Origin of the sequence: Desulfatitalea tepidiphila (genome assembly GCF_001293685.1) — a bacterium.
Taxonomy (GTDB): Bacteria; Desulfobacterota; Desulfobacteria; order Desulfobacterales; family Desulfosarcinaceae; genus Desulfatitalea; species Desulfatitalea tepidiphila.
In genome coordinates this window covers 711,597-726,078 of sequence record NZ_BCAG01000001.1, presented here as the reverse complement: position 1 = coordinate 726,078, position 14,482 = coordinate 711,597, and the positions used below count along the sequence as shown (strand labels likewise).

The following is a 14,482-nucleotide window of genomic DNA, read 5'->3' as shown; positions in this document are numbered from 1 at the left end:
AGCCGACCTCTCAGCCAACCTCTCAGCCAACCTCTCAAGTGATCGCCAACCATTGTTTGCATGAACGTTTGAAATGTTGCTTCAAATTTCCAAGGCAGCAGCTTAACTCATATGGTCGTTCAGACGGCGCAAGGCGTCAAGTATGGATTGCATGTCGGCCGGCGGAGGCGCTTCAAAAGTCAGCGATTCTCCACTGATCGGATGGGTCAATCCAAGGCGACAGGCATGGAGCATCTGGCGCTGCGGCCGCTTGAGAATCTCGCACAGAACCGGTGCATTCTGAAGTCGACGCAGCACGCTGCGGCGTTGACCATAGACGGGGTCACCGACGATGGGGTGCCCCATGGCCATGCAATGAACCCGAATCTGATGGGTTCGCCCGGTCTTCAAGGCTATCTGTAGCAGGGTCGCTCTGCCAAAACGTTCCTGCACCTGCCAGAGGGTGAGCGCCGCCCTGCCTCCGCGGTCCACTACCGCCATTTTTTTGCGTTCGCCCGTATCGCGGCCCAAGGGCAAATCAATCACACCGCTCTCGTTGGAAGGATCACCGGCCACCAGGGCCATGTAGATCTTGTCGATCCGGCGTGCCTTGAATTGGGCCGATAGACCTTGGTGGGCGGCGCTGCTCTTGGCCACCACCAAAATCCCGGTTGTATCTTTGTCCAGACGATGCACAATGCCGGGTCGCCTCTCGGCACCGATGCCTTCCAGATCCGGGCAATGATAGAGTAACGCATTGACCAACGTACCGGAGGCATGGCCCGCCGACGGGTGGACGACCACACCGGCCGCCTTGTTGAGTACCAGCAGGTGCCGATCTTCGTAAAGGATGTCCAGCGGCATCTGTTCGGCCTCGACATCAACGGGTTCCGGTGCGGGCACCCACCCTGTCACCGTATCGTTGGGTTTCACCTTGTAGGCCGATTTACGTACGACGCCATCCACGAGAACGCAGCCCCTTCGAACGAGGTCGGCCGCCCTGGAGCGCGAGCAGTCGCTCAGGTGAAGGGACAGATAGGCGTCCAGGCGCATCCCGTTTCCAGCGGTATCGACTTTCAGCGTGAAGTTGCCCGGCTGAGGCATGGCAGGTTGTGAATCAGGCCTTGTCGTCGTTGGAAAACAAGGCTTCTATTTCAGATGCCACGGTCTTTTCGTCGGATTTTTTGGCGGTGGAAAGTTCTTTGATCAGCAGGTTATGGGCGGTGTCGTAAAGCTTGCGTTCGCCAAAAGAGAGATCCTTGTTCAACTTCAACAGGGAGAGATCCCGAAACACCTCGGCCACTTCGTAAAGGGACCCGGTCTTGATCTTATCCATGTATTCGCGGTAGCGACGATTCCAAGTCTGATTATCTATGGCCAGGTCCCGCTTGGAGGTCATCACCCCCATGATCTTGGGAACCTCTTTTTCACCGATCACATCACGCAACCCCACGGATTCGACATTCCATGTGGGAATCATGATGACCATGTTGTTTTCGAGAATTTTCATGATATAGAAATCATGCTTCTCGCCATTGACCACGCGTGTCTCGATCGCTTCGATACGACCGACACCATGGGCGGGATACACGGCCAGATCGCCGATACCAAATCGCTTGGTTTTCGCTTTCGTGCCGTCGTTATTTTCTTCTGCCGAGTTGGTCATTCACACACCGGGAACGCACGAACGGCGTTCGTTAAAGTTAGAGTTAGGTAGCAAACATAGCATTTTGCCCTTTTCCTTGCAACAAAAAAGGATCGGCACAAAAGTGCCGATCCTTATCATGCTTCAGCCGACTTAACGGCTGGTTTAACGATTACATCAAGAACGGAACCATCAACAGCGCCACCACGTTGAGGATCTTGATCATGGGGTTGACTGCCGGGCCGGCCGTGTCTTTGTACGGGTCGCCGACGGTGTCGCCGGTAACGGCTGCTTTATGGGCATCGCTGCCCTTGCCGCCCAGGTGGCCGTCTTCGATGTATTTCTTGGCATTGTCCCAGGCCGCGCCGCCGGTGGTCATGGAGATGGCCACGAACAGACCGGTCACGATGGAACCGATCAACAGACCGCCCAGGGCCTCTTTGCCCAGCAGGAAGCCGATGATGATGGGTGAGACCACCGGGAGCAGAGCCGGCACTATCATTTCGCCCAGGGCGAACTTGGTGACGATGTCCACGCACTTGGCGTAGTCGGGTTTGGCCTTGCCTTCCATGATGCCCGGGATTTCACGGAACTGACGACGCACTTCCTCGACCACCGCGCCGCCGGCCTTACCGACCGCCTTCATGGCAATGGAGGCGAACAGGTAGGGCAGCAGACCGCCGATGAACAGGCCGATGATGACGTTGGGATCGACCAGGTCGAAACGGATGGCTTTATCGCCGCCATGCAGGCTGAACTCGAAAATGAAGCAGGCGAACAGAACCAGGGCAGCCAGACCGGCGGAGCCGATGGCGTAACCCTTGGTAACGGCCTTGGTGGTGTTGCCGACGGCGTCCAGCGGGTCGGTGACGGCGCGAACGGTGTCATCCAACTCGGCCATCTCGGCGATACCACCGGCGTTGTCGGTGATCGGGCCGAAAGCGTCGATGGCGATGACCATACCGGTCATGGAGAGCATGGCCATGGCGGCAATGGCGATGCCGTAGAGGCCGGCCATATTATAGGCAATAAAGATACCGATACAAATGGCGATGACCGGCAAGGCGGTGGACTGCATGGAAACGGCCAGACCGGCGATGATGTTGGTGCCGTGGCCGGTGGTGGAAGCCTCGGCGACACTCTTTACCGGTTGACGGATGCCGGTGTAGTACTCGGTGATAATGACGATGACGACGGTCAGGACGATACCGACCAGGGATGCATAGAAAATGTTGACGGCCGGAATCGATTTGGTGGCGCCGGTGGCCAGCAGCTTCACTTCCAGGGTCGGCACCATTTTGACGATGGCGAAGTAGAAGCCGATGATGGCCAGGATCGCGGAGCCGAACATGCCCTTGTACAAAGCGCCCATGATGTAACCGCTGCTGCCCAGACGGACAAAGAAGGCGGCGATGATCGAGGCGATAATCGAGATGGCGCCCAACACCAGCGGCAATTCAGTGGCAATGGAGATTTTGGGGAACATCAGGCTGCCGAACAGCATGGCGGCTACGGCGGTGACGGCATAGGTCTCGAACAGGTCGGCGGCCATACCGGCGCAGTCACCCACGTTATCGCCCACGTTGTCGGCGATAACGGCCGGGTTGCGCGGATCGTCTTCAGGAATACCGGCTTCGACCTTGCCCACCAGGTCGGCACCCACGTCGGCGCCCTTGGTGAAGATGCCGCCGCCCAGACGGGCGAAGATGGAAATCAAGCTGCCGCCGAAGCCCAGGGCGACCAGGGCCACGACGTCATGGGTCACGGTATAGAAACCGGCGACCGCGGTCAGGGCCAGACCGGCCACGATCATACCGGTCACCGAACCACCCCTGAAGGCCATGGAAAGACCGGCGGCCAGTCCCTTTTTAGCCGCTTCGGCGGTGCGCACGTTGGCAATAACCGACACGCGCATGCCAATGTAACCGGCGGCGTAGGAAGCCACGGCACCGACCAAGAAGCCGAGGGCGGTGGTGATGCCCACGTTCATGCCTTTGGTGGAGCCGTAACCGATCAGGATGATCGCAAAAATGATGACTCCGGCAATGGCCACGCTTTTGAGCTGACGATTGAGATAGGCGATGGCGCCTTCTTTAATGGCACCGGCAATCTCGTTCATGCGCTCGTTTCCAGCAGGCGCGCTCTTGACGATACCGGCGATGATAATCGAGTAGATTACACCGACGATACCAATCATCGTACAATACAACGGAAGATTGTTCATTACAGCGTCCATTCTCTCCTCCCTACCTAAAATGGTTAACTTGACTTCTGGTTATATCGGTTCATCGCTATCTTCGTACCTTCGGTCAGGATCGTCACGATCGCTTCGCACGCCCTCTGGATAAAGTCTTTCAGTACGGTGCGCTCGTCGGCGCTGAACGCGCCCAGTACATGGCCGACGACATTGGCGGACCGGTCGGATCTGCCTACGCCCAGCCGCACCCTTGTAAAATCGTCAACCCCAAAGGCCTCGATGATCGATCGGATCCCTTTGTGTCCGCCATCGCCCCCTTTCTCTTTTATTTTTAATCTTGTGAAGGCCAGGTCGATGTCATCATGGACTATGACCATCGCCTCGCGTTGAATCCCAAAATAGTCGGCTATGCGCTGCAGCGGCGGGCCACTGCGGTTCATGAAAGCCTGGGGTTTGACCAGCAGGGCATCCACCCCCTTGATACGCCCCCGGCCAAACAAATTGTCCAACTTTTTACGCTGGACGTCGATCTTGAAAGCCTCGGCCAGCTGATCAATTACCAAGAAACCGGCATTGTGGCGGGTCACTGCATATTCGGAACCGGGATTCCCGAGCCCGGCGATCAAATAAGGCCCGTTCTGCGGCTTCATCCTCAAAGCGCCTCAATCGCCCGGGGCAATCGATCTATTCTTCCCCGGCGGCTACGGCAGCCTCCCCTTCAGCTCCCTCGCCTTCGCCCTCACCCGCCTCCGCGGTTTCGCGTTTGGTGGAAACCACGGTCAACACCGTGAAATTCACCTCGTGCGGAATTTCGACATTCTCTGTGGTCGCGATGTCGGCCACATGCACGGCGTCACCGATATCCAAATTCGATATATCGATCGTAATCGAGGCGGGAATCGCATCGGGACGACAGGCCACTTCGAGCTCGCGGCGGATGATTTGAAGCATGCCGCCATTTTCCACGCCAATGGATTTTCCAGTGGTCACCACGGGAACAAAGACCCGGACTTTCCGATCCATCGACACCTCGTAGAAGTCGACATGCAGCACCTCTCTGGAAACCGGATGCGACTGGAGCTCCTTGATCATGACCGTGGTCTCTTTTTTCCCATCGTCCAGGCTCAGATTATAGATGGATCGCCCGAGTCCGCCACGTTTGATGATCGTGTCCACATCATTCGTATCGATAGAAATCATGGTGGGTTCCGTATTCGGACCGTACAATACAGCCGGCACTCTGCCTTCCCGGCGCAGTGCCCGGGCAGGGCTGTTTCCCTTGGTTGTACGGATTTTGGCGTTCAGTGCTATTTTATCCAAAGAAAAATTCCTCCTTACACAACAAAGAATGGGTTATACAAACAACGACGTCACCGAATCTCCCCGATAACTCCGCAAGATGGCCTCTCCAACCAGTTCTGAAATGGTGAGCACCTTGATTTTCTCACAAGCAGCGGCCCCAGGTGACAGGGGAATCGTATCGGTGACGACGAGACTTTTCAAATCACTGGCCTTGATGCGATCGAGGGCCGGACCGGACAGCACCGCATGGGCGCAGCAGGCGTGCACCTCGGTGGCGCCGTTTTCCAGCAAAACGCCGACGGCCTGCGTCAAGGTACCGGCCGTGTCGACCATGTCGTCCAGTATGATGGCAATTTTGTCCTTCACATTGCCGATGACCGCCATGGCCTTGGCGACGTTGGGGGCCGTGCGGCGTTTGTCGACGATGGCCAGGCCGGCATCCAATCGCTTGGCAAAGGCCCTGGCGCGCTCGACACCGCCGGCATCCGGCGATACGACGACGATGTTGTCATGCAGATGTCTACGGATGTAATTCAAGATCACCGGTGCGGCGAACAGGTTGTCGACCGGAATATTGAAGAATCCCTGAATCTGACCGGCGTGCAGATCCAATGTGATCAGACGGTCGGCGCCGGCGGTGGTCAACAGGTCGGCGACCAACTTGGCGCTGATGGGAACGCGCGGCGCCACTTTCTTGTCCTGGCGCGCATATCCATAATACGGCATGACCGCCGTGATGCTTCTGGCCGATGAACGTTTCATGGCGTCGATCATCAGAAGGAGTTCAACCAGATGGTGGTTCACCGGAGAGCTGGTGGATTGGATGATGAATACATCCTTGGTGCGAACGTTGTCTTCGATTTCGATCTGGATCTCGCCGTCGCTGAAGGTGGTCACCTTCGCGCCGCCCATCGGCATCTTCAGGTATTCACAGATTCGTTTTGCAAGGGCCTGGTTGGAATTGCCTGAAAAAATCCAGAAATCATTGAGTGTTCTGCTTGCCACGATGTATTTGCCCCCCCCCTGTTAACCCCTCGGCCATACCATCAAAAAATTGGCTGGGGCGGGAGGATTCGAACCTCCGAATGCAGGAACCAAAATCCTGTGTCTTACCGCTTGACGACGCCCCAGCAGAATTGGAATTGACTTATGGTACCCTTTCCGACCGCCGCGCCAATGTATCAGTCATACCAGCAATCGGGTGGCGAATACCTGCCATGCATCCGGACGATCGAGGCGCTTCGCCGCGCGCCCGGCCGCTTCCTGGTCCTCAAACAGCCCGAACACCGTCGATCCGCTACCGCTCATCAATGAACCGATAGCGCCTTGATCTAGAAGCATTTTCTTGATTTTTTCAATGACTGGAAAACGGCGGATCACACCGGCTTCCAAATCGTTGTGCAAGTGATCCGTTGCACTGAAGTTTCCGTTTTTAAAAGGCTTGTACCTAAGTTTTTTTTTCGATTTTGTCAATCCAAAATTGAGGCTTCCAAAGACCTGCGCAGTAGAGATACCAAAGTCAGGGCAGACCAGAACGACTCCGAATGCAGGCAATCCATGGTAGGGCGTCAGTCGCTCACCGATACCCTCGGCCAGGGCAGGACGCTGATCGATGAAAAAGGGCACATCTGCTCCGAGGCGCAAGGCGAGAGCCAGAAGCCGCTGGCGGTCAAAAGGCGCACCGTAGTGATCATTCAGTCCCTTGAGCACGGCGGCGGCGTCGCTGCTGCCGCCGCCGAGGCCGCCGCCGGCCGGAATATGCTTGGTCAATCGGATAGATACAGGTTGGGGGCGAATACCGATGTCACGGTCAAGCGTCTGGTTGAAGAGCAAGGCCGCTTTGAGTGCAAGGTTGCTTGCATCAGCGGGGACACCTGGATGATCGCATTGAATAATGTTTTCAGAGGTGCCGATACCCAGCGCCAGGTGGTCATAAAGCGCCACACCGCACATGAGCGAGAACAGTTCGTGATATCCGTCCGGCCGCCTCCCGATGACATGCAGGCAGAGATTGATTTTGGCCGGCGCCCGCAGCACGATTTCATGCACCGCTCCGTTGATCGGTTGCTCTGCCGTGTGCGCCAACATGATAAGTCCCCCGATCGGGTGCCAAGGCCCACCAGGTCCGCTGTCGCGTCGCTCTAAGCGTCAAGCTTTCTCTTTGACATAGAGCATACGCAGCTCATAGAGGAGATTCTTGAGAATGTTATCCTCATCGCGGGTTAAATTGCCTCTAGTTTTGTCCTCCAGCATGGCCAACAGATCGATGGTCTGTTTCGCCAATGGAAGATTCTTCGTCTTCTGACCCGAGGCAGGGTCCTCGATGAGCCCGAGCTGCACCAGGGCAGAGGAGTTCAGCGATAAAACAAAGGTGGAAAAATCAATCTTGGGTAACGTGTAACTCTTTGTCTGGCTCTCCGACTGGCTTTTTTTCTCTTCTTTACGGTCGTCGGACATAGTTCCCTCACCTCCTTAAACACCCGCTGTCTTTTTTGTCTTCGGTTTGGTTCAACACCCCACGGCCGCAGACCATTGCTGTGAAGGGCCGCGTATGATGCATCGCATTCAGTTGGAACACCTGCCCATCCGACGCCGAGCTTGCTAAAACTCCAAGGGGGTCACATTCTTTACTGTCTTGAGACCGCGCAGTTCCGCCACGACGTCGCTGGGAATGGGCGTATCCGTGCAGAGGAAAATAATGTTGCGGTCCCCACCTTCTTCTTGCCCCACCTGCATTCGGGCGATGTTGATATTGTGTTTGCCCAGGCAGGTGCCGATTTCGCCGATGGAACCGGGAATATCCTGATTGTAGATCAACGCCATGTGGCCCAGCGGAATCATTTCCAGACGGAAGGTGTTGATACGCACCACCCGGGTATCTTCTTTTCCGAAAATCGTTCCCGAGACAACGTTTTCGCCCTCGGTGGTCACCAGTTTGGCGGTGATCAGATAGGTATACTCCTTGTGAGCCGCAATGGTGGTTTCGGTCACCTTGATGCCGCGTTGATTGGCCAGGACATGGGCATTGACGAAATTCACCACCTCCTTGACCATGGGGGCCAGCAACCCCTTCAGGAGCGCCGTCGTCACCGGCGACAGATCGACCCCCTTGAAGTCGCCGTAATATTCGATGATCATCTCTCTGGGGGCACCCTTGATCAATTGGGCCTGCAACGCACCCAACTGCTCGGCCAGCTTCAGATAGGGACCGACCTTCTCCAACACCTCACCCGTAACCGAAGGAACATTCACGGCGTTGACGATGGTGCCGGTCGTCAGATAGTCGATGATCTGCTGGGCGACCATGACGGCCACATTGGTCTGGGCCTCCATGGTGGAAGCACCCAGATGGGGCGTGCAAATCACCTTGTCGAGTTCGAGCAGGGGAAGTTGGCCCGGAGGTTCGGTTTCAAACACGTCCAGGGCCGCACCGCCGACTTTGCCGGCGACGATGGCTTCATACAAGTCGGCCTCGTTGACGATGCCTCCTCGGGCGCAATTGATAATCATCACGCCGTTCTTCATCTGCTCGAAAGCATCCTTGTTCAGCAATCCGGCGGTGGTTTTCATTTTTGGCACATGGACCGTAATATAGTCGGCCTGTTTGTAGAGCTCTTCCAGGGTCAAAGGCTCGAACCCATCGTTCTGGATCTTTTCCGGTGTGACATAAGGATCGTAAACCACCACGCGCATCTTAAGGCCCCGCGCCCGGTCGGCCACGATGGCCCCGATTTTGCCATACCCGATCAGCCCCAGCGTCTTTTTATAGAGCTCCCGGCCGGCCAGGCTCTTTTTCTCCCATCGGCCCCCCTTGAGTGAAGCGGTGGCCGCCGGGATATGACGCGTCAGGGACATCATCATGGCGATGGCATGTTCCGCAGTGGTGATCACATTGCCGGTGGGGGTGTTCATCACCACCACGCCCCGACTGGTCGCAGCCGGAATGTCCACATTGTCCAGACCGATACCGGCGCGCCCGACCACCTTGAGATTGACTGCCGCATCGAGCAGGTCCTCGGTGACCTTGGTGGCGCTGCGAATCACCAGCGCATCATATTCACCGATGATGGCCTTGAGTTCTTCCGGCGCAAGGCCGGTTTTGACATCCACATCGATGCCTTGGGCCTCCTGAAACATTTTGATCCCGACTTCACCCAGGTTGTCGCTCACGAGTACTTTCATTTTAATTCCCCTCATCCATAAGATATTGGCATCTTGCAGGTTGCGGTTGGTGCAGGGTCAGCCTTGTGCCATCCCTTCTCGAGTTGAAGTCCAGCAGCGTGAGGTGGCCAATTCGTCAGATGTTTCGAGGATTGGGCGCCTCGCCCCGATAAAACCGGGCTCGCGGGGAGGCTTTCGAGCCGCCAAAAATAAACGGCGCCATATTAGGCAAAATCCAAATCACATTCAAGACCTATTTAGGGATAGAAATGGATTCGAGGGGTTGTGTGAAAGCGGCTTCATCGCCGCCGTCGGGCTCGCGGGGCAGCTTGATAAATAGAGAAGAGTCTGTTAACCAGCGGTTCGAACAGATTGAACGTCAAACGAGGGAACACCATGTTGATTACTGAAATTCTTGCCCGCAATGCGCGCATGTATGGCGCGGAAACCGCGCTCATCGAACGTGATCCCGCCCGGAACAAACGCACCAGCATCACCTGGCAGAGATTCGATGACCAGGCCAACCAATTGACCCGGGCCTTGATGGCTGCCGGCATCAAGCCGGGGGACCGTGTCATCCATCTGATGACCAACTGCATCGAATGGTTGCCCATCTATTTCGGCATCTTACGCTGCGGCGCCATCGCCGTTCCGCTCAACTTCCGCTTCATCGCAGCCACTATCGAACGCTGCGTGCTGCTGGCCGAAGCCAAGCTGATGATCTTCGGGCCCGAATTCATCGAACGGATCGGCGACATCCAACCCCGTTTAGATCGATGCGTCCGCGCCTATGTCTTTGTCGGACCGAAGACGCTGTGCCCGGAGTATGCCGTCGACTACCTTTCTTTTTTACAGGCCCATGACAGCCGGCCGGTGGACGTCCCATTGCAGATTACCGACGCCGCCGCCCTCTATTTCACCTCCGGAACCACCGGCACCCCCAAGGGCGCCCTGCTGACCCATCGCAATCTCGAGTCGGCCTGCATTATCGAAAACCATCACCATCGCCAGACGCATGACGACAACTTTCTATGTTTGCCCCCCCTCTATCACACGGGCGCCAAGATGCACTGGTTCGGCAACTTCATCGTCGGCGCGCCCGCCGTTATTTTAAAAGGCGTGGAGCCGCGCTGGATACTGGAAGCCATTTCAGAAGAGCGCGTCACGGTGGTCTGGCTCCTGGTTCCCTGGGCCATGGATATCCTTTTCGCCATAGAAAGCGGCGACCTCAAGCTGCGTGATTATCAGATCGACCAATGGCGCCTGATGCATATCGGCGCCCAACCGGTGCCGCCCAGTCTGATCAAGGAGTGGCAGAGAATTTTCCCCAACCATCAATACGACACCAATTACGGTCTGACCGAGTCCACCGGGCCGGGCTGCGTTCATCTCGGTGTTGAAAACATGCACAAGGTGGGCGCCATCGGTCTTCCCGGATTCGACTGGGAATACCGCATCGTGGACGACCATCTCAATCCCGTCGAACCCGGCACACCGGGCGAATTAATCGTCAAAGGTCCGGGCGTGATGGTCGAATATTATCGTAATCCGGAAGCGACCGCAGATGCCATCAAATCAGGGTGGCTGCTGACCGGCGACATTGCCCGCCTGGATGAAGATGGATTTATCTGGCTGGTGGATCGAAAGAAGGATGTGATCATCACCGGTGGCGAAAATGTATTCCCCGTGGAGATCGAAGACTTTCTCCAAAGCCACCCCAAAATCGCGGATGTGGCGGTCATCGGATTGCCCAGCTTGCGCCTGGGGGAGATTGCCACCGCGATCATCAAGGTCAAACCGGGTCACACCCTGACCAAGGAAGAGGTGCGCCTCTTTTGTGAACAATTGCCCCGTTACAAACGCCCGCGAAAAATCATCTTCGATGACGTACCTCGCAATCCCACCGGAAAAATCGAAAAGCCCAAACTGCGCGAAAAATTCGCCGGCGCCAAGGAGAGCTTCCAGATTTAACCCCATTGAAAAACCCGCCGCAACTCCTGCTGCGGCGGGTTTTCAAGACGCGCTATCGAATTAAAAAAGGCTACTTCTTATCGTCTTTGACTTCCTCGAAATCGGCATCCACGACGTCATCGTCATGCGTGGCACCGCCGCCGGTCTGCTGACCCGCACCGGCCCCTGCTCCGCCTGCCGCCTGTTCGCTCTGAGCGGTCTGCTGCTGATAGATAGCTTCGGCCAGCTTATGGGATGACTGCGTCAGCTGCTCGCTGAGACGCTTGATCTCTTCGACATCCTGGCCTTCCATGGCCTTGCGAAGATCGGCAATGGCCGACTCCACCTTGCCGCGCGTAGCCGCATCGACCTTTTCGCCCAAATCTTTGAGCGATTTCTCGGAAGAGTAAATCAGGCTGTCGGCATGATTGCGCGCCTCCACCAGTTCCTTTTTCTTCCTGTCCTCTTCGGCATGCAGTTCCGCATCCTTGACGGCCTGGTTGATCTCCTCTTTGCTCATGCCGCTGGAGGCCGTGATGCTGATCGATTGCTCCTTGCTGGTGGCCAAATCTTTCGCCGACACCTTGACGATGCCGTTGGCGTCGATGTCGAAGGTCACCTCGATCTGCGGGATCCCTCGCGGTGCCGGGGGAATCCCCACCAGCTCGAATCGCCCCAGAGTCTTGTTGTTGGCGGCCATCTCGCGCTCACCCTGAAGCACATGGATCGAAACGGCCGGCTGATTGTCCGCGGCCGTCGAAAAGACCTGGCTCTTGCGGGTGGGAATGGTGGTATTCTTCTCGATCAAACGCGTCATCACGCCGCCCAGGGTTTCGATACCCAATGACAGGGGGGTCACGTCGAGCAGCAGAACGTCTTTCACATCCCCCTTGAGCACACCGCCCTGGATCGCGGCTCCGAGGGCCACGACCTCATCCGGGTTGACACTGCGGTTGGGCTCTTTGCCGAATATTCTCTTCACGCGCTCCTGGACGGCCGGCATGCGGGTCATACCGCCGACCAGGATCACTTCGTTGATCTCCGAATTGCTCAGCCCCGCATCCTTCATGGCTGTCCGGCAGGGGCCTTCCAGGTTATCGAGCAGGTCGGCCACCAGGGACTCGAGCTTGGCCCGGCTGATCTTCATATTGAGATGCTTTGGGCCGCTCGCATCGGCGGTGATAAACGGCAGGTTCACGTCGGTCTCCATGGAGGTCGACAGTTCCATCTTGGCCTTTTCAGCCGCCTCCTTGAGGCGTTGCAAGGCCATTTTATCGTTTCGCAGATCGATGCCCTGTTCCTTTTTGAATTCCGTTGCCAGATAATCGATGAGCCGCAGATCGAAATCTTCGCCCCCCAGGTGGGTATCGCCGTTGGTCGCCTTGACCTCGAAGACGCCCTCTCCGATCTCCAGGACCGAGACGTCGAAGGTACCGCCGCCCAAATCGAAGACCACGATCTTTTCTTCGCGGCGTTTGTCCAAACCATAGGCCAGCGACGCCGCCGTGGGCTCGTTGATGATCCGCATCACGTTCAATCCCGCGATCTTCCCTGCGTCTTTGGTGGCTTGGCGCTGACTATCGTTAAAATAGGCCGGTACGGTGATGACCGCATCGGAAACCGGTTCACCAAGGTAATCCTCAGCGTATTTCTTGATGTACGACAGAATGAAAGAAGAAATTTCGGCCGGGCTGTACTTTTTTCCACGAAGTTCAATGCGAACATCGCCGTTTTCAGCCTTTTTGATCTTGTAGGGAAGATTGCTGATATCCTTCTGAACTTCGGCCGAATCGAATTTACGCCCGATCAGGCGTTTGACGCCGAAAACCGTATTCTCCGGATTGGTGATGGCCTGGCGCTTGGCGATCTGGCCCACCAGACGCTCACCGCTTTCGGATATGGCCACAATAGATGGGGTCGTGCGCCCACCGTCCGGATTGGTGATGACCTTGCTGTCGCTGCCCTCCATAATCGCCACACAAGAGTTGGTCGTTCCCAAATCAATTCCAATTATCTTGCCCATTTGATCTCCTCCTTGAATAATTCATATATGGACATTCTATAGTTTTTGAATCATTAGCTATTTTCCTGCTTGACAGGGCCTCCGGTTTTGGACACAGCGACCAGTGCGGGCCTCAATAGTCGGTCATGAATCAGGTACCCTTTCTGCAACTCTTTGACGACGGTGTTGGGAGGTTGGTCTTGCACCTCTTCCTGCATCATGGCTTGATGGAAGCTGGGGTCAAACGGTTCACCCAGAGAAACCACGGGTTTTACCTGGTGTCTCTCCAAAATCTTCAATGTTTCGCTGAGCGTTAGATGAACCCCCTGAATCAGGGGATCGTTCGTATCATAATGGTTGGATGCCGATTCGATGGCTCGTTCCAGATTGTCTACGACCGTCAGCATCTCTTTCAGGATTTTTTCATTGGCATACTTCACAAGGTCCTGCATTTCACGGGCCGTTCGTTTTTTGTAGTTCTCAAAATCGGCAGATACGCGCAGGAGTCGTTCATAGTTGTCTTTTGCTTGTCGCTCGGCTTCTTCCAGTTTTTTGTTCAAGTCCCCATCTGCAGCTGAAGCTTCCGGTTCCGGCTCGACCGCTACCTTGCCGTCCGGACCTCTCGTCGGTGTCTCAACGCCAATTTCGCTGGCCTCTGCCTGTTCCAGGTCGGTCTCCTCCTGGATGTCGATTCTCTTGCTCATGCCTCCCCAAACTCCTTGAAATTGTTTTTCCGATTCGCCCTAAAACCATTCTATTCACTTGAAAATGCTCGCAATTCGAACGGCCCTGAAAAGTGATAAAAAAATAAGACGGCTTATGGGGATGTCAAGGCGCCGCAGACCCTGGGCACCGGGGATGAAAAAACAAGGATTTGGCCGATGGGCCGTTTGTGGATGGGCACTCGGTGAGTCGGTTGTGCACCCCCCTTCGAATATGCCCTTGCACATCGCCTTGCAACATGGCCGGGATCGATCCGCGACACAGACTGCATCACTTATCGCTGCTTCCTTCCGGACCTGACGAGGTTCGCGACCGTCTGTTGCGCGGCGGCCGGCCTGCAAAGCAACATGTTTCGAGCATCACCCTAGGGAGGGAATTCAGCCCCGCATAAGCGGATTTCGGGTCGAGGGCACCGCTAGCTCCCCGCCTAGCACAACCAGGGAACCGATTATAATTTGGCGGCGACTCATTTTCAAGGTAAAGTTGACAATTATTCATGGCTGCCATAGAACCGAGGCCGTGG

At 56.1% G+C, this 14,482-nt stretch carries 12 protein-coding genes, 1 tRNA gene and 1 other RNA gene; 1 reads left to right on the top strand and 13 read right to left on the bottom strand.

All coding sequences use genetic code 11. The features are described from left to right. Positions 1–102: 102 nt before the first annotated feature. The 10 genes from DFT_RS03160 to serA form a co-directional block, all read right to left on the bottom strand. Complete coding sequence (locus tag DFT_RS03160) at positions 103–1,032, bottom strand: RluA family pseudouridine synthase (protein WP_054029768.1); 930 nt, start codon at positions 1,030–1,032, stop codon at positions 103–105. 64 nt (positions 1,033–1,096) lie between these two features. Further along, complete coding sequence (locus DFT_RS03155) at positions 1,097–1,645, bottom strand: CarD family transcriptional regulator (RefSeq protein ID WP_054029767.1); 549 nt, start codon at positions 1,643–1,645, stop codon at positions 1,097–1,099. 151 nt (positions 1,646–1,796) lie between these two features. Continuing rightward, on the bottom strand, positions 1,797–3,860 hold the full coding sequence (locus DFT_RS03150) for a sodium-translocating pyrophosphatase (RefSeq protein WP_152971842.1): 2,064 nt from the start codon (positions 3,858–3,860) through the stop codon (positions 1,797–1,799). Between the two features lie 23 nt (positions 3,861–3,883). After that, positions 3,884–4,471, bottom strand: coding sequence for an aminoacyl-tRNA hydrolase (gene pth, locus DFT_RS03145; RefSeq protein ID WP_054029765.1), 588 nt, complete (start codon positions 4,469–4,471; stop codon positions 3,884–3,886). Between the two features lie 34 nt (positions 4,472–4,505). Next, complete coding sequence (locus DFT_RS03140) at positions 4,506–5,141, bottom strand: 50S ribosomal protein L25/general stress protein Ctc (RefSeq protein WP_054029764.1); 636 nt, start codon at positions 5,139–5,141, stop codon at positions 4,506–4,508. Between the two features lie 33 nt (positions 5,142–5,174). Further along, positions 5,175–6,128: a ribose-phosphate diphosphokinase gene (locus DFT_RS03135; RefSeq protein ID WP_054029763.1), complete on the bottom strand. Its 954-nt coding sequence runs from the start codon at positions 6,126–6,128 to the stop codon at positions 5,175–5,177. A 50-nt stretch (positions 6,129–6,178) separates the two neighbouring features. Then, positions 6,179–6,253: transfer RNA gene (locus DFT_RS03130), tRNA-Gln, on the bottom strand. Between the two features lie 55 nt (positions 6,254–6,308). Continuing rightward, on the bottom strand, positions 6,309–7,211 hold the full coding sequence (locus DFT_RS03125) for a 4-(cytidine 5'-diphospho)-2-C-methyl-D-erythritol kinase (RefSeq protein ID WP_054029762.1): 903 nt from the start codon (positions 7,209–7,211) through the stop codon (positions 6,309–6,311). A gap of 60 nt (positions 7,212–7,271) precedes the next feature. Beyond that, a complete protein-coding gene (locus DFT_RS03120) occupies positions 7,272–7,580 on the bottom strand; it encodes a DUF1844 domain-containing protein (RefSeq protein ID WP_054029761.1) in 309 nt (102 codons plus the stop codon). 144 nt (positions 7,581–7,724) lie between these two features. Beyond that, a complete protein-coding gene (gene serA, locus DFT_RS03115; protein WP_054029760.1) occupies positions 7,725–9,305 on the bottom strand; it encodes a phosphoglycerate dehydrogenase in 1,581 nt (526 codons plus the stop codon). Between the two features lie 375 nt (positions 9,306–9,680). Between serA and DFT_RS03110 the strand changes: the two genes are divergently transcribed. Next, a complete protein-coding gene (locus DFT_RS03110; protein ID WP_054029759.1) occupies positions 9,681–11,255 on the top strand; it encodes a class I adenylate-forming enzyme family protein in 1,575 nt (524 codons plus the stop codon). Positions 11,256–11,325: 70 nt separating this feature from the next. Here DFT_RS03110 and dnaK read toward each other — a convergent pair whose 3' ends face one another. From dnaK to ffs, 3 genes are all read right to left on the bottom strand, one after another. Next, positions 11,326–13,257, bottom strand: a complete 1,932-nt coding sequence (gene dnaK, locus DFT_RS03105) for a molecular chaperone DnaK (protein ID WP_054029758.1) — start codon at positions 13,255–13,257, stop codon at positions 11,326–11,328. A 53-nt stretch (positions 13,258–13,310) separates the two neighbouring features. Next, entirely contained in the window at positions 13,311–13,940 is a 630-nt protein-coding gene (gene grpE, locus DFT_RS03100; RefSeq protein ID WP_054029757.1) for a nucleotide exchange factor GrpE, read from the bottom strand. Positions 13,941–14,152: 212 nt separating this feature from the next. After that, positions 14,153–14,395: signal recognition particle sRNA large type (ffs, locus tag DFT_RS24770), an RNA gene on the bottom strand. Positions 14,396–14,482: the final 87 nt, after the last annotated feature.